This window comes from Microcoleus sp. A2-C3, assembly GCF_036706065.1.
Taxonomy (GTDB): Bacteria; Cyanobacteriota; Cyanobacteriia; order Cyanobacteriales; family Microcoleaceae; genus Microcoleus.
The window spans coordinates 112,560-132,387 of sequence record NZ_JAUBVX010000005.1; the positions used below are offsets into that span (position 1 = coordinate 112,560).

At 46.0% G+C, this 19,828-nt stretch carries 23 protein-coding genes; 5 read left to right on the forward strand and 18 right to left on the reverse strand.

The window, feature by feature from the left end:
* Window positions 1-458: 458 nt before the first annotated feature.
* The 6 genes from QUB66_RS05060 to QUB66_RS05085 form a co-directional block, all read right to left on the reverse strand.
* Window positions 459-2,471, reverse strand: a complete 2,013-nt coding sequence (locus QUB66_RS05060; protein ID WP_332966638.1) for an ABC transporter ATP-binding protein — start codon at window positions 2,469-2,471, stop codon at window positions 459-461.
* A 216-nt stretch (window positions 2,472-2,687) separates the two neighbouring features.
* The gene (locus QUB66_RS05065) at window positions 2,688-3,197 is read right to left on the reverse strand and encodes a hypothetical protein (RefSeq protein ID WP_265233315.1); all 510 of its coding nucleotides are present in this window, start codon (window positions 3,195-3,197) and stop codon (window positions 2,688-2,690) included.
* Window positions 3,198-3,451: 254 nt separating this feature from the next.
* Window positions 3,452-3,709: a hypothetical protein gene (locus tag QUB66_RS05070; protein ID WP_265233316.1), complete on the reverse strand. Its 258-nt coding sequence runs from the start codon at window positions 3,707-3,709 to the stop codon at window positions 3,452-3,454.
* A 93-nt stretch (window positions 3,710-3,802) separates the two neighbouring features.
* Complete coding sequence (locus QUB66_RS05075; protein ID WP_265233317.1) at window positions 3,803-4,243, reverse strand: DUF3574 domain-containing protein; 441 nt, start codon at window positions 4,241-4,243, stop codon at window positions 3,803-3,805.
* 219 nt (window positions 4,244-4,462) lie between these two features.
* A complete protein-coding gene (locus tag QUB66_RS05080) occupies window positions 4,463-4,828 on the reverse strand; it encodes a hypothetical protein (RefSeq protein ID WP_265233318.1) in 366 nt (121 codons plus the stop codon).
* Window positions 4,829-5,158: 330 nt separating this feature from the next.
* Complete coding sequence (locus QUB66_RS05085) at window positions 5,159-6,241, reverse strand: ABC transporter ATP-binding protein (RefSeq protein WP_265233319.1); 1,083 nt, start codon at window positions 6,239-6,241, stop codon at window positions 5,159-5,161.
* On the opposite strand from QUB66_RS05085, the gene QUB66_RS05090 reads away from it, so the two are divergent.
* Window positions 6,240-6,428: a hypothetical protein gene (locus QUB66_RS05090; protein WP_332966636.1), complete on the forward strand. Its 189-nt coding sequence runs from the start codon at window positions 6,240-6,242 to the stop codon at window positions 6,426-6,428. The genes QUB66_RS05085 and QUB66_RS05090 overlap by 2 nt on opposite strands.
* On the opposite strand, the gene QUB66_RS05095 is transcribed toward QUB66_RS05090, so the two are convergent.
* The 7 genes from QUB66_RS05095 to QUB66_RS05125 all read right to left on the reverse strand — a co-directional run bounded on the left by QUB66_RS05095 (window position 6,395) and on the right by QUB66_RS05125 (window position 12,744).
* Window positions 6,395-7,258, reverse strand: coding sequence for a carbohydrate ABC transporter permease (locus QUB66_RS05095; RefSeq protein WP_332966702.1), 864 nt, complete (start codon window positions 7,256-7,258; stop codon window positions 6,395-6,397). The genes QUB66_RS05090 and QUB66_RS05095 overlap by 34 nt on opposite strands.
* A gap of 80 nt (window positions 7,259-7,338) precedes the next feature.
* A complete protein-coding gene (locus QUB66_RS05100; RefSeq protein ID WP_265233423.1) occupies window positions 7,339-8,238 on the reverse strand; it encodes a carbohydrate ABC transporter permease in 900 nt (299 codons plus the stop codon).
* Window positions 8,239-8,419: 181 nt separating this feature from the next.
* Window positions 8,420-9,736 carry an ABC transporter substrate-binding protein gene (locus tag QUB66_RS05105; RefSeq protein ID WP_265233321.1) on the reverse strand — a complete coding sequence of 439 codons (1,317 nt, stop codon included), beginning with the start codon at window positions 9,734-9,736 and terminating at the stop codon, window positions 8,420-8,422.
* A 181-nt stretch (window positions 9,737-9,917) separates the two neighbouring features.
* The gene (locus QUB66_RS05110; protein ID WP_332966635.1) at window positions 9,918-10,154 is read right to left on the reverse strand and encodes a hypothetical protein; all 237 of its coding nucleotides are present in this window, start codon (window positions 10,152-10,154) and stop codon (window positions 9,918-9,920) included.
* Between the two features lie 129 nt (window positions 10,155-10,283).
* Window positions 10,284-11,702 (reverse strand): DUF4912 domain-containing protein, encoded by a 1,419-nt coding sequence (locus QUB66_RS05115; protein WP_265233323.1) that lies wholly within the window; start codon window positions 11,700-11,702, stop codon window positions 10,284-10,286.
* A gap of 85 nt (window positions 11,703-11,787) precedes the next feature.
* A complete protein-coding gene (locus QUB66_RS05120; protein ID WP_265233324.1) occupies window positions 11,788-12,066 on the reverse strand; it encodes a hypothetical protein in 279 nt (92 codons plus the stop codon).
* A gap of 387 nt (window positions 12,067-12,453) precedes the next feature.
* Entirely contained in the window at window positions 12,454-12,744 is a 291-nt protein-coding gene (locus tag QUB66_RS05125; RefSeq protein ID WP_265233325.1) for a type II toxin-antitoxin system Phd/YefM family antitoxin, read from the reverse strand.
* Between the two features lie 128 nt (window positions 12,745-12,872).
* Between QUB66_RS05125 and QUB66_RS05130 the strand changes: the two genes are divergently transcribed.
* Entirely contained in the window at window positions 12,873-13,448 is a 576-nt protein-coding gene (locus QUB66_RS05130) for a Uma2 family endonuclease (RefSeq protein WP_332966632.1), read from the forward strand.
* A 71-nt stretch (window positions 13,449-13,519) separates the two neighbouring features.
* Window positions 13,520-15,049: a cysteine--tRNA ligase gene (gene cysS, locus QUB66_RS05135; protein WP_332966630.1), complete on the forward strand. Its 1,530-nt coding sequence runs from the start codon at window positions 13,520-13,522 to the stop codon at window positions 15,047-15,049.
* Between the two features lie 103 nt (window positions 15,050-15,152).
* Here the strand turns inward: cysS and QUB66_RS05140 are convergent, their stop codons facing one another.
* Window positions 15,153-15,485 carry a DUF5615 family PIN-like protein gene (locus QUB66_RS05140; RefSeq protein ID WP_332966628.1) on the reverse strand — a complete coding sequence of 111 codons (333 nt, stop codon included), beginning with the start codon at window positions 15,483-15,485 and terminating at the stop codon, window positions 15,153-15,155.
* Complete coding sequence (locus QUB66_RS05145) at window positions 15,482-15,712, reverse strand: DUF433 domain-containing protein (RefSeq protein ID WP_332966627.1); 231 nt, start codon at window positions 15,710-15,712, stop codon at window positions 15,482-15,484. The genes QUB66_RS05140 and QUB66_RS05145 overlap by 4 nt, the downstream gene beginning before the upstream one ends.
* A 114-nt stretch (window positions 15,713-15,826) precedes the next feature.
* Here QUB66_RS05145 and QUB66_RS05150 point away from each other — a divergent pair, with 114 nt between their 5' ends.
* Window positions 15,827-16,045, forward strand: coding sequence for a hypothetical protein (locus tag QUB66_RS05150; RefSeq protein ID WP_332966625.1), 219 nt, complete (start codon window positions 15,827-15,829; stop codon window positions 16,043-16,045).
* A 40-nt stretch (window positions 16,046-16,085) separates the two neighbouring features.
* On the opposite strand, the gene QUB66_RS05155 is transcribed toward QUB66_RS05150, so the two are convergent.
* Window positions 16,086-17,042 (reverse strand): alpha/beta fold hydrolase, encoded by a 957-nt coding sequence (locus QUB66_RS05155; RefSeq protein ID WP_332966624.1) that lies wholly within the window; start codon window positions 17,040-17,042, stop codon window positions 16,086-16,088.
* Window positions 17,043-17,066: 24 nt separating this feature from the next.
* Entirely contained in the window at window positions 17,067-17,381 is a 315-nt protein-coding gene (locus QUB66_RS05160; protein ID WP_332966622.1) for a helix-turn-helix domain-containing protein, read from the reverse strand.
* A gap of 80 nt (window positions 17,382-17,461) precedes the next feature.
* On the opposite strand from QUB66_RS05160, the gene QUB66_RS05165 reads away from it, so the two are divergent.
* Entirely contained in the window at window positions 17,462-18,568 is a 1,107-nt protein-coding gene (locus tag QUB66_RS05165; protein ID WP_332966620.1) for an AI-2E family transporter, read from the forward strand.
* 251 nt (window positions 18,569-18,819) lie between these two features.
* Here QUB66_RS05165 and QUB66_RS05170 read toward each other — a convergent pair whose 3' ends face one another.
* Window positions 18,820-19,734 carry an OmpA family protein gene (locus QUB66_RS05170; protein ID WP_332966619.1) on the reverse strand — a complete coding sequence of 305 codons (915 nt, stop codon included), beginning with the start codon at window positions 19,732-19,734 and terminating at the stop codon, window positions 18,820-18,822.
* Between the last annotated feature and the right edge of the window lie 94 nt (window positions 19,735-19,828).

The following is a 19,828-nucleotide window of genomic DNA, read 5'->3' on the forward strand; positions in this document are numbered from 1 at the left end:
ATATTTTAAAGTTGCGAATTTTAGCATTGTAAGTTTTACCTAAATCTCTGCATTCCAACAAGCAAATTAAGTATATTTACGCAATTAGCTAGTGATTTTTGATAGCTAAGGCACCTATTTTATATCTTTTTTTCAACAGGCTTAGAGGGTTTATTTCTCATAATGCACTAAACATTGCTGTCAGTCATTGGACATTTGGCCTAATATAGCTAGTCCCGACACAAAAATTAATTATCTACAGTAAATTAGAAGCGCATTATTAAATGATATCATGTCCGGTCGATTACCAAAACAAAAAGGGTTCGTAGCGCGGAATGCGAGTCCGCACTACGAAAGCGGAATGCGAGTCCGCACTACGAACCAAATCTTATCGAGGTACGCGGGTGAGAAATTCCCGATAAAATTGCCAATCGCAGGCAGATATTGAAATAATCTGCGTTAATCTGTGTTAATCTGCCTTAATCGGCGGTAAACCTCGCGATCGCAGATTTGGCACTCTTGTCTGCTGCTTCGCGCCCTAATTGCTGTTGCCGAATTCGTTCCAAATTCCCGGCGGGAATAGCAGCTATAAGTTGCTTGGTGTAAGCTTGTTGCGGTTGGCGGTAAATGCGCTCGGCTGTGCCAATTTCCTCGATTTTACCTTTGTTCATGACGATCGCGCGATCGCTCATAAACTTAACCACGCTCAAATCGTGAGAAATAAAAATATAAGTCAGTCCAAACTCTGTTTGCAACTCCTTGAGCAAATTTAAAACTTGCGCCTGCACCGACACATCTAATGCGGAAACCGACTCATCGCAAATAATAAACTTAGGATTCAAAGCCAAAGCTCTAGCAATACAAATGCGCTGCCGCTGTCCGCCAGAAAACTCGTGAGGGTAGCGCCGCATAATATCGGGATTCAAACCCACTCTATCCAACAAATAAGCCGCGCGATCGCGTTGTTCTTTCTGGTTCTTACCAAAGCTGTGAATTACCATCGGTTCCATCACCGCATCCCCAACACTCAGGCGCGGATCGAGAGAACTAAAAGGGTCTTGAAAGATAATTTGCAAGTCGCGTCGTAGCCACCGCAATTTGCGATCGTACTCTTTTTTGATTCGATAATTAGCCATCCACTGCAATCCCGAACTACTTTTCGCAGGAGGAGTAATTTCTTGACCTTCAAAAAATACTTGACCGCTGGCGATCGGAATTAATTGCAACAAAGCTCTCGCTAAAGTTGATTTACCGCAGCCGGATTCGCCCACCAAACCCAAAGTTTCGCCAGGGTAAACCTCAAAAGAAATATCGTTTACCGCCATAAACAAACCTTTAGTTTCGCCAAACATTCCCTGCATGGGAAAACCTACTCGCAAGTTATTAACAGCTAGCAAAGGCTGGGAAATATTCGGCAGCCGGGGCGGTTTTCCGGCGACAAAAGCGGAAAGTCCGCCGCTGCTGTCGCCGTCTAAATCGATATTTTTCTCGACAATTACCAATTCGCCGCTGGCATTTGTGGTGACATCCATAAAATCGGAAACCGTCGGCAAGCGGCGCATTTGCCGATCGAGAGTTGGGCGGCAAGCTAGCAGACCTTTTGTGTAAGGATGTTGGGGATTGCTGAAAATTTGTTCGATCGCACCACACTCAACAATTTTGCCTCGGTACATCACCGCCACGGTATCGCCAATTTCCGCAATGACACCCAAATCGTGGGTAATAAAAATCATTGCCATGCCTCTAGAGTCCCGCAACTCCCGCAGCAAAGCTAAGATTGTTGCCTGCACGGTTACGTCTAAGGCGGTTGTTGGTTCGTCAGCAATTAATAAAATTGGATTGCAGGAAATGGCCATTGCAATCATCACGCGCTGGATTTGACCGCCGGAGAGTTCGTGGGGATAGCGATCGAGCATAGCTTGTTTTTGGCCGTTGATGAGCTGCATCAAATCGCGATCGTCCTCCCGAACAGCTTCTTGCCGCCGGGCCAAACAGGTTTGCCGGAGTTCTTCGTCGCCCGGTAGCAGCTTCACCTCTTGCAGCAGCGAAGCAGCTTTGCGCCGCGCTGCTGTCTGAGACACCTTTTGGTGCAGACAAATGGCTTCTGTGAGTTGAAATCCGATCGTATAAACAGGATTCAGCGAACTCATCGGTTCTTGAAAAATCGTTGCAATCTGGCTGCCCCGGTAGGTTTGTTTTTCCCGCTCGGGCATTTCCAGCAGATTAACCGGCCCATTGCTAGCGCCGTCTGTTGTCGGAGAAAACCAAATTTCGCCCTGAATTTTTGTTGACGAACTCGACAGCAAACCCATTACAGCCAGGGATGTTACCGATTTTCCTGACCCCGATTCTCCCACAATTCCCAGAGTTCGCCCTCGCTTCACCTCAAAGGAAATGCCGTCAACAGCTTTGACTGTTGCGGACGCATTGCCTGCGTCCGCAGATTGAAATTCAACCCGCAGGTTGCGAACTTCTAGGACGGTTTCACTCATGAGGTCTACTGCAAAAATTAAAGGGAGATTAAATGGATTGTAGCAGGGTCGATCGAACGAAGAAGGAAGTTCGGCAACGAAGCAGTGTACGGGATGTAACGGAGGTCAGGAAGAAGGAAGAGGAACTTTTTTGTTTGAACTCCAAACAAAGAAAATTCTTGAATTCTGCCTTCTGCCTTCTGCCTTTTTCCTTCACAAGCCTGTTGCCGAATGCCTTCAATAACCGATGAGTTGAGTGTCGGCGGGCAGTGCAGTGGCCTCGGAGACCTTTTTAAACACCGTTGCCTGTTCGTTTAACGAATTAGGCCGCGCCTGTCCGGGATTCGTGCCTTGCAACTGAAGGCGCATTTGACCTTCAGGAGTTAACTCAAAAACAGTTTCAACGGTTTCTGTGCTGCTGAGGCCGACATCCAAGTGCATCGGTTTTTCACCGAGATTAACTTTGTACCTCATTTCTTTGGCGCGGGCAGCTCCGTCGGGGCCTTTAGCCATGAGGAACAATTTGCCTTCTGGGGCAAAGACGAAGGTGAAAGACTGACCGGATGGGACTGTGCCTTGCCATTGACCTAGGAGTTGCTTGTCGAGGTTGCTAGCTGCCGGAGCTGCTGCTTCAGCAATTGTTGGTGCTGCTGCGGATGCGGGGCCTGGCGTGGCGTTTAAGCTGGCTAGGATGCCGAAGCAAATGCCACCTGCGATCGCTTTACCAATCATTTTTGAATTAGACATGAGACCGATATCAAAATTGGTTGTTTGTTTTGTACACTGTAGCCGTAAAACCGTACTTTGTTTAATTTGAATCCCTTTTGGGAAATAAAATTTATTTAGGTAACATTGCATACAAACCGCTGCAATTTGGGGGATTTGCCGAAAAAGTCGCCTCCAATCTGCTCGTTCGCGATGATTGTGATGGTTCGCCGATGCGTTAGCAATTGCTTGTCTTTAGAGCAAAGCAATCGCGCTGTTTTCGCAGCGGCGGATGTCTAAGATTCTGGTTGAGATTCTGGTTGAGATTCGGGCGTAGATTTCTGTTCTTTTTCAGCGCGTTTCGTTCGCTCCAAAGCCTCTGCGTAAGACCAAGCCACGCTCACAATCAAAGCTTTCCCTATACCGTCCAATTTTTTTTTCAAATCCTCGTTATCCGGCGTTTGGGCTTTGGGGTTGCCATCGTTGGTCATATTTTTGTTTTCTCCCGGGCTGGTTTTTCTGGCGATTTTTTGCAGTGTGCGATCGATACCCACAAATTATGATTTTCATTGCACCCTACTTATCTTTGAAGGTATGACCTTGATTACTACGAATAATATCATAAATACGCTGATTGGATGAGCGAATCAGAAAGAAACCTTAACTTCGCTGGTCGTCCGCAGCACTGACTCCTGCTGAAATCTGCGCTTATAATTTTCGATAATTTCCTGAATAGCTCGATTATTTTTCTGGCTGTTTTCATGAATCAAAATAACTATTTTAGACTTTTCTCGAATCAGAATTCCCGAACTGTTAAGAAACTGCCCGGAGCCGTCTAATACCGTTAGTCCTTCCCGAAAACTAGGGGTAATAACTTCCTTGACAAAATCCTGCCACTCTGATTCAGCAATTGTCTCGCCTCCGGGTTTATTTAAGCCAAAATACAGTTCATCTTTGAGGAAGGTTTTTGGGCTGGCGTTAGTATCGGAAGTTTCGGGAATTTGAGCGCGGGCAATTGTCCCCGGACAAACAGGCACGATCAACAGCAGGCTGGCCAAGCAAAGACTGTTAAGATGTTTGTTCTTCATGTCATTATTTTCACAAATAAGTAGTAGGGTGGGTGAGTGCGATAAATCTTCAAATCTCTACTCTGAGAGTATTGACGCTCACGCACCGTCCCAACGATCGCACAATACGGATGCTATCGTTCGCGATATAATTTAACATAAAATTATGCCAACTCAAAAACCCAGTTTCTCATGAGAAACTGGGTTTTTGAGCGTCAGTCGTAGTTTATTTGCGATCGTCTACTTGCTGGCGTCTGGGGTATTATCCTTCAATTCGCGGATACTTCTATCAGCAGTGTCTTGGTACATCTCCCCGAATTCTTTCACGGCTGCTCCCGCCTCTTGCCCAATCTTCTGAAATCTTTCGCCCGGAGAGTCAGAGGTTTCGCGAGCTTCTTTCCTCCATTCCCGAGTTGTTTGGGGTCTTTCGGGATTGTTTAGCTCCGCGTTTGAACCCAGTTGCGTCCCATAAGCTTTGTTACTTCCAGAATCAACATTTGCCGTCAGCAGCATAAAACCGACTAGAACAACACTCAAAAAACTCTTGATTTGAAAGCCCTTAAGCAGGGAACTGATGCGAGCGATAGCTGTAGAAATCAAATTCATCTCGGTAATACTCCCTAAGTTAATTGGTGATAATTTTCAACATTTTTTCATCTAATTGACTCGCTCTAGAATCAGCTAGCGCTAGGGCAAGCCAAACTTAACTGCCACTTGCCATTAGCCACATCAATAGAGTCATAGGTAAGCGATGAATCTGGTAAACACTCAACCAATGTGTCAGTCAATTAGTTTTTTCAAACACAAGTATCACGTTAACAGCAGCAAAACACTTCTACCTCTTACTAAAGTCATAACTTAATTAGAAGCAGAAAATCTATTTTTCAGCACAGGGTTAGACTATTTTCAATCAATCATGTTATATATGGCAAATTATTATTGCAAGCGATCGCCAGTTTTGACATCAAACCAGTGCAGCAAGTGAGGCGGAAACACCAATTCGACAATTTCTGAACTCCACTGGCGGTCATTTGGCAGCAAAACCCGCACAGTTACTGGCTCCAAACCCTTAACTCGGACACTAACTAAATTTTGCATTCCCAAGTTTTCCACTAAATAAACCTCACCTTTAATTGCTTCTGGATTGGGCATCTTGCCAGTCTCTGCATCTGCAAAGCTGAGGTGTTCGGGGCGAATTCCCAAGACGATTTCTGGTGGGACAGTGGGCAGATTTGGCAAAGGAACCCCAGAATCGCCCAACATTGCAAAATTGCCCTGGCATTTAAGCACTAGCAAATTCATTTGCGGGCTGCCCACAAAACCCGCTACAAACTGATTGGCAGGACGGTTATAAATTAAGTGTGGCGGATCTAGTTGTTGCACGCTGCCATTATTAAGAACTGCGACTTTTGTTGAAAGTGTCATTGCTTCGGTTTGGTCGTGAGTAACGTAGACTACAGGGGCTTTTTGGGATGAAAATAATTGTTTGAGTTCGGCCCTAACTTTTTCTCGCAATAATGCGTCTAGATTGCTCAAAGGTTCGTCGAGCAAAAATACTTCAGGTTGGCGGACTAAGGCGCGTCCTAGGGCTACTCTCTGCCGCTGTCCGCCTGATAATTTACCGGGTTTGCGATCGGCTAATTCGGTCAATCCGAGGGATGCTGCAACTTCTGTCACTAACCGATTGATTTCGCCGGAGGAGATTTTGCGAAGTTTGAGGCTCGATGCCATATTCTCGTATACTGTCATGTGCGGATATAGCGCGTAACTTTGAAAAACCATTGCAATATCCCGATCGCCCGGTCTGAGATATGTCACATCGCGATCGCCAATTCTAATCTCGCCGCGAGTCGGCTGTTCCAATCCTGCAATCAACCGCAGTGTGGTAGATTTGCCGCACCCAGAGGGCCCCAGCAATGTCAGAAATTCGCCCTCGCTGACTTCTAAGCTAATGTCTTTTACTGGTACAACTTTGGGGCTGTAGGTTTTATTGAGGTTTTTTAGTTGCAGTTTTGCCATGATTTTTATAAGAAGGAAGAAGGAAGAAGGAAGAAGGAAGAAGGAAGAAGGAAAGAAGGGAAGAGGAAGAAGGAAGAAGGAAGAAGGAAGAAGGAAGAAGGAAAGAAGGGAAGAGGAAGTGTTTAGGATGCTAGGATTATTTAGAGTTACAAATCATCCTTTGACTGCCCCGGCTGTTAAACCTTGAACTATGCGCCGCTGGAACACCAAAACTAGCAAAACCAAGGGTAAGGTTCCTAAAACTGTGGCTGCTGCGATCGGGCCATAGGGAATCTCAAAGACTGACACACCGCTGAGTTGAGCCGTAGCAACGGGAATTGTTTTCATGGATTCGTGAGTTATAAATGTCAGGGCAAATATAAACTCGTTCCAAGCTGAAATAAATGTCAAAATCCCGGTTGTGACTAAGGCGGGAAATGTCATCGGTAGCACGATTTGCCACAGCATTTGAAAAGTGTTGTATCCGTCAACTTTAGCCGCATCTTCTAAATCTTTTGGTAATTGTTGAAAGAAACTCCGCATTACCAAAATTGTCAAGGGCAAATTGATAGCTGTGTAAGGAATAATCAAGGCTAAATAATTATTTCCTAAACTCAAAGCTTTGACTATTTCCAACAAACCCAAAAATAGCAGCACTGCCGGAAATAGCGTCACAATCGTCACAATTGCCAAAATGATTCTCTCGCCCCACAGCCGCAACCGAGCTAAAGCGTAAGCTGCGGGCGCGCCTACAGCTAAACACAGAAATGTGGAAGTAATGGAAACAAAAGCGCTATTTAAAATGTAAAGTGCAAACGGGCGGCGCTGGAACAAGGAGATGTAATGCTCGAAAGTAATTCGTTTGGGTATGTAGACGTTGGGAATTGCTGAAATATCTGCATTTACTTTGAAAGATGTCAGTACCTGCCAGATGATGGGTGCGAGGAAATATGCGACAATTAATATCGCTGAGATGGGCAAGATTAATTGCCGGATGTTAAATGTTTTTTTTCTGGGGTGTTCGCGGGCGATCGACATAATTTTTTGTACCAATGAAAGGAAAGCGATCGGCTATTCGGCATTTAGATTGATTTTTTTGGGGTGTGCGGGCGACAAATCTACAATTGACTGGCGCGGGCTCTGGATAATAGATAAGCGGCGATCGCAACTGCGGCCACTAACAGCAAAAAAGTACACACCACCAAAGCCGCCCCGTACCCAAAGTCTAAATACCTCATTACCGTGCTGTAAATGTAGATAGAAACCGTCTCCGTCGCCCCCGCCGGCCCCCCTCCCGTCATCACCTGAATCAAGTCAAAAATGCCGAAAGCTTGGGCAAATCGAAACAGCAAAGCAATCACAATTTGGGGCATCAACAGCGGCAATGTAACTTGACGGAAACTCTGCCAGCTACTCGCGCCGTCAATCGCGTGGGCTTCGTACAAATCACCGGGAATCGATTGCAATCCTGCTAGCAAAAGCAAGCTGACAAAGGGCGTAGTTTTCCACACATCCGCTGTAATCACTGCCATCATTGCCAAAGTCGGATCTCCCAGCCAGCTAATACTATTTTTAATCAATCCCAAGCGTAGCAAAATATCATTAATTACGCCGTATTGGTCGTTAAAAATCCACGCCCAAGCTACTCCCATCAGTGCAGTTGGTAGCGCCCAAGGCAGCAGGGAAATTGTGCGGACAATGCCACGCCCTGTGAAAGATTGATTCAAAACTAAAGCAATACCCATGCCGAGAATTAATTCCAGCACAACGGAAGCGCTAGTAAATACTGCGGTATTCCCTAAAGTTTGCCAGAAACGCCCGTCACCTACAATTCGACTGTAGTTAGCAAAACCAGAAAAAACCAGTTTTAATTCAGTACCGAGATTTTGGGTAAATAAACTCAGCCAAAAAGCACGCAATATTGGGTAAGCAAATACTAGCAGCAGAATTATCAATGCTGGTGCTACTAATATCCATCCGGTTTGTTGTTCGCGCTGTCGCATCTTGTCTAATTGCATATTTCTCACCTTTAATTTATTTTTGGGCGGGCTAGGAGCAACGCCCCACAATTGAATTAACTTTTTGTGGAACAGGCATCTTGCCTGTTCGGGCGGGCAAGATGCCCACCCCACAATAAAAAAATTCACTCTTTGTGGAACAGGCATCTTCCCTGTTTCTGACAGAGGCAAGATGTCAAACTTACGAAGCTTTGGCTGGTTTCAAACTGCCTAATAAATTGCGAGTTTCGCTAGCTGCTGCTTTCATTGCTTGTTCTGCACTCATTCTCCCGGTAAAAGCAGAACTCAAATAGCGCTGCAAAATATCAGAAGCTTGAGCGTATTGTGCGATGGGCGGGCGCAAAACTGGCTGTTCCACTACTTTTAGCAGTTGCGGGTAGTGGGGATATTTTGCGACTATTTCTTTGTCTGTAAATAGAGATTTGTAACTGGGAACTAAACCTGTTTCTAAAATAAATTTACGCTGGGTTTCTTCGCTAGTAAGGTATTTAATTGCTTTCCACGCTTGTTCTGGATGTTTTGAAGTTTTGGCGATTCCCCAGCCCCAGCCGCCCAAGCAGGAACCGCCTGTTTTACCGATACTGCTGAGCATTGGCTCGATCGCAATTTTGCCTCTCACCTTAGATCCCTCAGCATTTGCTAGCTTCCAAACATAGGGCCAATTTCGCAAAAACAGCGCTTTCCCATTTTGAAACAACAGCCTAGTTTCTTCTTCGCCGTAGGTAGTAACACCGGGTGGAGAAATGCCGGAGGCGATCGTATTTTTGAGAAATTCCACTGCTTTAATTGCCTCCGGTTGATCTAACCCAACTTCAAAAGTTTGAGGGTTAGCCCAAAAGCCACCGAAACCGGAGAGCACTTCGACAAACATCGCAGATACTCCCTCGTATTGTTTGCCTTGCCACAAATAACCCCAAGTTATTTTTCCCTGTTTCTGCAAATTTTGAGAGATTTTTACCATTTCTTCAAAGGTTTTCGGCGCTGGAATTCCCGCTTGTTTTAAAATGTCTTTGCGGTAATAAAGCATTCCGGCATCGGAAGCGTGGGGAATTCGGTAAAGTTTGCCTCGATACCGCCCGCCTTCGACGTTACCTGGGATGAACTTTGAAAGTTGTGCGGGGGAAATTCTGTCTGTTAAATCCATTACCCAACCTGCGGCGGCAAATTTGGGAACCCAAACAATATCCATGTTGATAATGTCGTAGGGCGAGTCGCCTAAAAGAAAGGCAGATGTATAAAGATTTTCTACCAGGTTTGTGTCAAATGGCCCTTCTACGAGATTGATGCGAATATCGGGGTTTTTCTGTTCAAATTCTTTGACAAATGGTTTCCAGTTAACAATGTCTTGGCCTTGCATTAACATGGTGAGCACGACGGGCTGTTTAGTCAGTGCGGGCAGAATGAATACAAACAAGACGGCGGCTAATGTGACGGCGAATAAAGCTAAAAGACGGGGGTGTTTTTGCCTTCGCTGGGGCGGAGAATTTATTTTTGGCATTGGCTTTTGAGAAGTGGCTGTGCGAGCGCCTTATTGATTTCATAACTTGCTTTCTTTTGTTTCACGAGATTTAGCGAGTTTGTGCAATAAAAATTTAAGTAAACTTTAGCTTACTTAATAATCGTTGAGTGAAGAGTGCAAATTTTGATTTAACGAGATAGCTCGCGAGTTGAATCAACATCTATCTACAGACAGATATTGAGAGCATTATCAAATATCGTTTCCGCTGGCATTTGGCATGGGCATGATTCAATCGTTGGGGCGGTGCGTGAGTGATAGTATTGGGGTCTGGATTTAAAGATTTCTCGCCCTCACGCACCCTACAAATCAATAATTCTTCTTCCTTCTTCCTTCTTCCTTCTTCCCTCTTCCTTCGGATACAAAAAACACCGCTCCTCAAAACAGGAGAACGGTGCATAGGGGGTGTTATGGGTTGTTGTCTGGGATTAACCTTAACAAATCATGATCTGCTCAGGCTATGCCTTGTGATGGTTAAAAAATTGGCACAAACCTGCACAGCTACCCGGATCGCGATCGACCATTACTGTTAGCCCAACCACTCCACAACAGCATCTTCCTTGGTATTGGTGTGGCGTTCTGGGGTTTCGCGCTCGAATTTCATGTGGACAGCGCGGTTTTGTTCGCCGTCTGCTGCTACTGCAAAAATCGGATAGTCGATTAAGCCGTCTTGGAAAGACATCTGGAAGCGGAAAGTACCGTCAGCATTGAGTTTAATCGGCTGTCCGCCTACATAGACGGTGGCGTCTGGTTCGGTAGCGCCGTAAACTATCAGTTCAGCGTCAGCAACTAACCAGAACTGGCGGGGGCGCATCGGGGCGGCAAAGCCAACTCCCGACATACCGACACCGGACATACCGAAACCCGACATGGTGAGGCCGGACATCCCGACACCGGACATGGTGAGGCCGGACATTCCGACACCGGACATACCGACACCCGACGCGGTGAGGCCGGACATTCCGACACCGGACATTCCGACACCGGACATGGTGAGGCCGGACATCCCCGCCCCAGCCCACATTCCAACGCCGGAGGGGAATACGTAGGAACTCAAAGCTTGTTCGTGAATGCCGACTTGCTGGATGGAACCGGCGACGTGCTGCATGGAACCCGCGACGTGCTGCATGGAACCGAAGATGGAACCATCTACACGCATGGATTCTGCCGATTCTGCCATGCCGAAGATTTGTTCGTAGATGGCGTTGCCGGTGCTGTAACCAACACTCGCGCCGTTGGTTTGTGCGATTTTCTTGGCAGGGGGAACCAGTTCGGCGAAGGTTTTGCCCGCTAAGTCTTCTTCCCATTCGAGGGTGATGAATTTGTCTTCAATCCAGTCGCTGGGATAGATGGGCGGGACTCGGACTTCGGCCGATCGCGCTAATACCAACCAGCGGCCGTCTGCACAGCGGTAGCCGATGTCGATCGCATAATCCCGATCGCTGACTGGGATTGGCACGTACCATTCCCGCGCCAGTTCGTCGCAGGGATATTCTTGAATGCTGTGGGGGCTTTGGATGTCGAGGTTAACATCTGTCACGTCGTAGATCCGCAGGGCGAGTTGCTGTCCGCCTTGGCGGCGCAATTCTTGTTTGCGATCGTTCGAGATGTCCCAATAAGTGTAGGCCCATTCTGGATCGCGGGGCATCAAAACAACTCGACTTTCGCCGTAGCCGTTGGGCAAATCTGCTAAACCTTCATCTACAGACGACAAGGAACCGCCTGTTCTATCTTCTTGACCGAGTTCAAACTTTGCTGCTTCCACTGCTTCTTGTGCCTCTAGTTTGCGAGATGGACTGTATGAAAATTTGTTGCGCTGAATTTCTTGAATTGATGCCAGAAGTTGCGATTTCCGCATCCGGCTGTAGCGAGACACTCCACATTCGCTAGCAACTCTGCGGAGTTGTCGCAAAGTCATCTCTTCTAATGGTGGGCGTTCTTTTGCCATGAGTTTGTTCTCCTCTAATTTGGGATGGCGGGTTAGATTTTTCGTTTCAACACAAATGTGTTGACTTTTCGAGCTAGAAACTCTTTTAAATGCAAATATTATCGAGCTTCTGGATCTCTCCAACCTTTGAAGCCTTGCTGGTTTTTAGCTTGTCTTGTCCCCAATTGCGATCGGGGTTTGTGACTTTTTGGGCTTCTGCGCGCACCGTCGGATCTAAATAAAGCTTTATCTGTCGATTCTTGATTGACAAGATCGATTTTGCGAGTGCGATCGGTGCTGCTAGCAACGCTGTGCCGGCAGCACACGCGCTATTTGACTCCCAGAGTTGCTCAATCAAAGCATTTCTTTGGGATCGCTTTGTCATGACTCAATGTTGCAGACAACTTGCGATCGGGTCAAGGGGTCTTTTGCCTCAATCATGGGTACTTATACGCATTTTGGGGCATCTGGGGATCAATATGTCAAAATTTGATGACAATAGAATGCTTATGGGGCTCTATCACGAACAAAATGTCAAGGTTTCATGACAAAATGCTCCCAGGGGGCGATTTCCTTTGGGATAGTTCCGTTTCAAGGGTTTGTTGATGAGTCTGGGAGTAGCTGTAGGGTGCGTCGCCATTCACAATCCCTTGCATAAAAATCGACTTTTCGAGTAGCGACGCACCAGTGCCATAGCCGCCGAGTATAAACAAACCCAAAAATTATGTTGTAGCAAGACTTCAGAGAAATGGCATAGCTTGATATTTCTGATTCATTGCGGATTGTCTAGCTGATCAAACAGTTGATTAAAAAAATCTTCTACTTTTTGCCCTTGGCCTCGATCCATTTGTTCCAAACCCAGTTTAATTCCCTTTAAAGTCTCCAATAACTCAACCGCATCTAAAAGTTTCTGATAGGATTCAGCATCTTGAACAACTAACTCTGCTTTCCCATTGACAGTTAGAACTAAAGGATGTTTTGTTTGCTTGAGGCGCTGAACAAACTCAGTCGTATTACGTTTGAAATCGGTGAGAGAATGTATGTCTCTTGAAAGGTTTATCATAATAACATTAAATTAGCATCTAATTCAATGTTATATGGTATTTGCGGAGTTTGTTAATCAAATTTTGATAGTAAAAAAAGACTGTGATATAATAGAATAGGTAATAGCCGATCGCGAGGCCGCACAGTATGCTCAAAACTACCATTACCATTCCCCAGACCTTCAAAGTAACTCACGAACAGTTCCAGCAAATTGCGGCCGTCAACCGTGACTTAAGGCTAGAGAGAACTGCTACAGGAGAATTAATCATTATGGCACCCACAGGAAGCGATACAGGCTATCGAAACCAAGATATGTCAGGACAACTCTGGCTGTGGAATCGCCAAACCAAGCTAGGAGTAGTATTTGACTCTTCTAGCGGTTTTAAACTGCCCAATGGTGCCGATCGCTCCCCAGACGCTTCCTGGGTTAAATTAGAACGGTGGCAAACTCTCACACCCAAAGAACAAGAAGGCTTTGCTCCCCTTTGTCCAGACTTTGTTGTAGAATTGCGATCTAAGTCCGACAACATGGAACCATTGCGAGAAAAAATGCGAGAATACATCGCAAATGGAGCTCGTTTGGGTTGGTTAATCGATCGCAAAAACCAGAAAGTCGAGATATACAGACAAAATCAGGATGTGGAAATATTAGATCGTCCCAGGACTTTATCCGGGGAAGATGTGTTACCGGGATTTGTCTTAGATTTAACAGATGTTTGGTAGCGACACCGAAAGATTCACCAACCGCAATATAATAAATTAGAGCAGTACATTAATCCCAAATCCAAAATCCCATGCCCCTAACGCTTTACAACAGCTTGACCCGCCGCGAATCACCTTTCGAGCCCCTCGAACCCTCAAAGGTGCGGATATACTGTTGCGGCGTTACGGTGTACGATTACTGCCACGTCGGCCACGCCCGCGCCTACATTGTTTGGGATATGGTGCGCCGATATTTGATGTGGCGCGGATACGATGTGCGCTACGTTCAGAATTTTACAGATATTGACGACAAAATTCTCAACCGCGCCCGCGAAACAAATTCCACAATGGAAGCCGTAGCCGAACGCTTCATCAAGGCATATTTGGCCGACATGGATAAGCTAAATATTCTCAGGGCTGATGAATATCCCCGCGCCACACACTCAATGGACGGCATCAAACGGCTGATTCACGAATTAGAAAACAAAGGCTTTGCTTATGCTTCCAGCGGCGACGTTTACTACAGCGTTAAAAAGTTTTCCGATTACGGAAAATTTTCCGGCCGCAAGTTAGAAGAAATGGCAGCAGGGGCTAGTGGTAGATTAGAAAATGCCGAAATAGAAGCTCAAAAAAAGCAAGATTCCTCTGATTTTGCCCTGTGGAAAAGCGCTAAACCCGGTGAACCTTTTTGGGAATCATCTTGGGGAAAAGGTCGCCCCGGATGGCACATTGAATGTTCAGCGATGGTGCGCGATTGCTTGGGCGAAACTATTGATATTCACTGCGGCGGTTCCGATTTGATTTTTCCGCACCACGAAAACGAAATTGCTCAATCTGAAGCCGCGACTGGCAAGTCTCTGGCTAATTATTGGATGCACAATGCTTTTGTGACTGTCAACGGCAGAAAGATGTCGAAGTCTTTGCACAATTTTATTACTATTCGCGATTTGTTGGAGGGGAATTGGTCGGGAGAAATTGAATCTGACCCCCCCCAGCCCCCCCTTGCTAAGGGGGGGAGTAAGAGTGATAAGTCAAAAGCGGTGGAACCGATGGCGGTGAGGCTGTTTGTGTTTATGGCGCAGTATCGCAGTCAGATTGATTTTACTGAAGAGGCGATCGCCTCTGCTAGAAATGGCTGGAATACGATCAACGAAGGCTTGCTTTTTGGGTTCCGATATGCCGATAAACTGAATTGGGATGTTGAGAAAACCGGACAAGATACCAAAGCTGTGCAGGAATTCCAAGCAGCGATGGATAATGATTTCAATACTCCGGCTGCTTTGGCTGTTTTGTTTGAATTGGCTAAGGAATTGGGTAAGGAAAGCAATATTTTGGTGCATCAAGGCAAAACTGACACTTCGCCGGAATTGTTGCAGCTTCATTGGCTGACTTTGGTGAGTTTGGCGGGGGTTTTGGGGTTGGAAGTTCAGCCGGAAGCTGACAGCAATGATGCTGTTGATGGTTTGAGTGATGCTGAGATTGAAGTGATGATTCAGCGGCGGAAGGATGCGCGGATAGCTAGGGATTTTGCTGAGGGCGATCGCATTCGTGATGAACTCAAGGATCGGGGCATTACTTTGATAGATCAAAAAGATGGTACAACAATTTGGCATCGCGGTTAAAATTTAGAGTTTGCAACCGCAGATGAACGCGGATGAACGCGGATGAAATTCCATCCGCGTTCATCTGTGTTCATCTGCTGATATCTGCGGTTAAAAACTCCCATTAGTAAAGTTCAAGACAATCTAATGCGGTGTTGCCAATAAATTCTTGAATTGTTTCAACTCCCGACCGAAAGATTGTTTCCACCTTACTTGTCGGTGCATTACCGCATCGCAGCCAAATCACTTTTGGAGGTGATCCGTAAAGACGGCTTCGTTCAGCAAAGTCCGCATCCTGCGTTACAATACAAAAGCCTTGAGCCTTTGCAAACTCCCAAATCTCGCTATCATCTATTTCGGTTAGATTGTGGAACTGAACATGACTAGAGTTAGGAAAAATATCTGCAAGTCGAGTTACCAGTTTCCGGCTTAAGTTTTGGTCAAACAGCAGTTTCAAACGCCACCTACCACGGCAATCAGACAGCGTTCTCGGTCAGCAGCGAATTCTAAACACGCTCTAATGTCTTCCTCCGTCAACTCTGGAAAATCGTCGATAATTTCTGCATGAGACATTCCCGCAGCCAGCCAACCCAACACATCATAAACGGTAATTCGCATTCGCCTGATGCAAGGCTTTCCACCGCGTTTACCTGGTTCGATCGTAATGATGTTGCGATAGCTCATGACAAGACCGAGTTGAGTACACTTTTCTTTAAGTTTAGCCTAATTTTGGAATAAGCGATACAATTTAGTAAACTTCGCCATTTGTTCAAGCATCAGAGGTAATAGCCTAGCTTTATGAATACCCTCAACCAAGTGCTAGAAACTGCTTTGCAACTGTCCTATGAACAGCAGGAAATGTTGATAAAAACCCTGCAAAACCGTCACCGCCAGAGAATCCGCGCCGAAATAGCTGCGGATGCTCAACAAACCTTAGCGGATTTCCGTACAGGCAAATTTCGACACGAGTCAGCCGAGGATGTTATTGCAACATTACGTCATTCTTTGGACGATTAACTGTGTCAGTTATTATTAGATAAAAACTCCACAGATAGATTTAATTTTTATTTAACTTATCCACAAACTCGGCAACAGCCGCGACAAATTCTGTGGTGGATTCATAGGGCAAAACATTGCGCCCCGGCATTAATAAACCCTCTGCCTTGGAAAAGTTAGCCAAATATTGCGCTAATCTTTCCTCTGGTTTTTCCTCTTTACCCGATTGACTGATGCTTGAGGCTTTTTCCCCCATGACAACGAGTACGGGATGTTCAAATTTTTGAATTGTACCGCTGTAATCCTTGCGCCAAAACCCGGCTAAAAACGAGTAAACTGCGTGGCGGCTGTCAGGATTTGCCGCCCCAGCCTGCAAAGCCTCCAACCATTCGCTGTCAACTTTTGCCGCATCGCCAAACAGTTGTTTAACAGAAAAAGATCGCAAAAATTCAGCGCGTCTGGCGTAGCGATAAAAAGCGTTTCCCAAGGGAGAATCTAACAAATTCCAGACGATTCTTTGCTGTCTGTCTGTCGAATGTTTGTTCATCACCGCCCAAGCTGGAGGCCCGGCGAGGACTAATCCGTGTATTAAATTAGAGTTGCTTTCCTGCTGGATTTTTGCTAATTCCAAGGCTACACACAGTAAAGCACCTTGCACGAGGACGATCGCAGGTTTTTTTACTACAGTCTCCAAGAAAAACTGCAACTGTGCCGCCCAATCGTCAGGATAGCAAGCCACAGCAGGCATTTCGCAATCACCGCATCCCAAAAGATCGGGGTTGTAAATCGGATTTGTGTTGCCCGATTTGTACCAATCTTCGCAAAATCTCTGCCAAAATACTCTTGACAATCCAACTCCTACGGGATGGATTAATAACAAAGGGATACTATTTTCGCTTGCAGTATTTGGGTTGTAAACATCGTAAGCACAGCGATAATTTTGCCATTCATAAAACAGCGTTGGTGATTTTATAGACAAACTGGGGGATAATTGTGAGGTTGAATATTGCGGTTGCATATAAGTTTTTTAATTTTTTATGTACTATGCTAGGACAATGCGAGTTTGACCTTGGACATTTGGTTGGGAGTGGGCAATACGAATCTCTACATTGCTGCCGAGTGCGTTGATAAAACGAAATAGGCTTTCTATAGAGAAGTCTGATAATTTACCGCGCATCAATGCTGATATCTGGGGTTGAGTGATTCCTAAAATCTTTGCTGCTTCAATCTGGGTTACTTTGCGTTCCGAGATTAACTCACTGATTTGATGAGCTAGTTCTGCCTTAATCAATAGTTCATCAGGATTCGGGAACCCTAAGTCCGCAAAAACATTCCCACTGCTTGAAAGCACTTTCATTGTCTTATTTATAATTTATATCGTATAGTTTATTATAACATCAAGGGTAACAGATTCGGCAACAATATAATTACTCAATCATGTCAGAACAGCGGATTACCATTTCTATACCAAACTTGCTGCTCATTGTAGCATCGTCCTTGCTGCTAGTGCTGCTGTGGCAATTACGCAGCCTGCTAGTAATTCTGATGATATCAGTCGTGCTCGCCGCTTCGATCGTCCCGATCGTCAATTGGGCCGAAACCATGCGCCTCCCCCGCTGGCTGGCGGTGATTCTGGTTTATCTAACTCTGATCGGCGGATTCAGCGGGACTGTAGTGTTAATCGGCCCGACAATCATCGAACAAATCCAGTTACTCGTGCGACTGTTACCAGTTTACGCTGAAAGCCTGAAAACCTTAGCAACTAATCTATTGAGTGGCCTAACCGACGATGCCCCAACCTTGGTTGGTCAGTTTGTAGACACTCAATCGCTGACGAATTGGCTGATTAGATCTAGCCAACAACTGGTTTTGCGATCGTACAGTTTAACAAGAGGCATTCTCGGCGGCTTCTTCAGTTTAGTTTTAGCATTATTTATTTCCGGTTACATGGTAGCCGATAGCGACACATTAATTAAAAGTTTGGTGCAGTTTTTCCCGAAACCTTGGGATGAAAGATTAGCCGCCCAAGCAACTCCCATCGGTCAAAGAATGGGGAGTTATATTCGGGGACGGGTGTTAGTTTCGGGGATTTTAGGGATATTTATTACCACAGGTTTGAGCGTTTTGGGAATGCCGGAATTTGCTTTAGGCTTGGGTGCGATCGCAGGTGTGACAAATCTGATTCCCTTCATCGGCCCAGTTTTGGGCGCAGTACCAGCATTAATCGTAGCGTTAGCTAAAGGCGGCTGGATACTTTTGTGGGTATTGCTCTTATTTGTATTTATCCAAAACTTAGAAACTTACGTACTAGATCCGTTGCTGGTTGGTTCCTCGGTTGGCGTGCATCCTTTATATCAATTGCTGTCTGTTTTGGGAGGCGTGCAAGTATTGGGAATTATCGGCGCAATAATTGTGCCGCCTTGGTTTGCGGGAGTGGCGGCTTTAGTTGAGAACTTGTATTTAAAACCGAAGCTGAGGAGTGAACATCGAGAGACAATAAATCAAGCTAAAAATAATTCTGACTTACCGTCTATAACACCTTGAACATTCAACACAGTAGACTTGAATTGTCAGAATTCACAAACTATATTGAAATCATCTGCGTTGATCTGTGTTTATCCGCTCATATCTGCGGTCGATCTATCAATCAAAGACTTAGGAAATAAGTCTAGTATCTAGAAGCCCGCTAACTAATGACCAATGACTAATGACTAATGACTAATGACTAATGACTAATGCCCAATACCCAATGCCCAATGCCCAATGCCCAATGCCCAATGCCCAATGCCCAATGACTAATGACTAATTGCCACTTCAATGCGGCGGTTGCGCTGCCGATTGATATCAGAACTATTATCTACCGAAGGGCGACTTTCCCCGTAGCCGATCGCCACCCAATGATAACTCTGACCGAGGACACCAGACAAATACTGCACCACAGCCTGAGCCCGCGCCAACGAGACATTGCGATTTTCCGCCTCTTCCCCCACGTCGTCAGTGTGGCCCGCAACCCGCACCGTCGCCCCCTCAGAACTGCGCAACTCCGCCACCAAATTGTCCAAAATCGCACTGGTTCCAGCCCGCAGAGAAATGCTGCCCGTATCAAACAAAACATCGCTGGGGAGAGTTACCATCAGCCCATCCCCTCCAAACGGATTTTTCGCATTCTGCGGCTGCGCGTTGGCATTTCCAGGGCTTAATGTGGGTAAAGCCAGAGGAGAAGCGGTTGCAGTTGCGGTTGCAGCCAATTCCCGCGACATCAACTGCAACCGCTTTTCCAAAGTTTCCGTCGGGCGACTGCTACCCAACTGACTCTCTAAAGCCGCTGTGCGCCCAATTAGCGCGTTGAGCTCGCCCTGCAACTGTCTCAAATCTCCTTGCAATTTCTCTCTTTGGGCTGGGCTAACTTTTGACTGGGGAGTGGGTGTAACGGTTGGTGTTGGAAGCGCCGGAATTGGCCTTGCTGGTGCGCGTTTCGGGCTGGGGGTCAAATTTTGAGTTAGGCGCAGCAATCTCTCGGCGATCGGCATTTCCGTGGCGCGTGAGGGGTAAATTTGGGCGATCGCCATCCCCAAAACCCACGCAAAACCGCTGCCTACTCCCAGCAGCAGCAATCGAAATATCAGCGACAGTACAAGCAAGCCTTTTCCCCGCGACTTGGAGGCGCGAGTCGGGGGGATTGAAGGTATTTGTTTAGAAGTTCGCGTCATGTTACCTCCCTCTCGGTGCACATACCAGATTAATTTCGATACTATCCTATCTGATTTGAGATTTGAGATTTGAGATTTTTTCTCCAATCTCAAA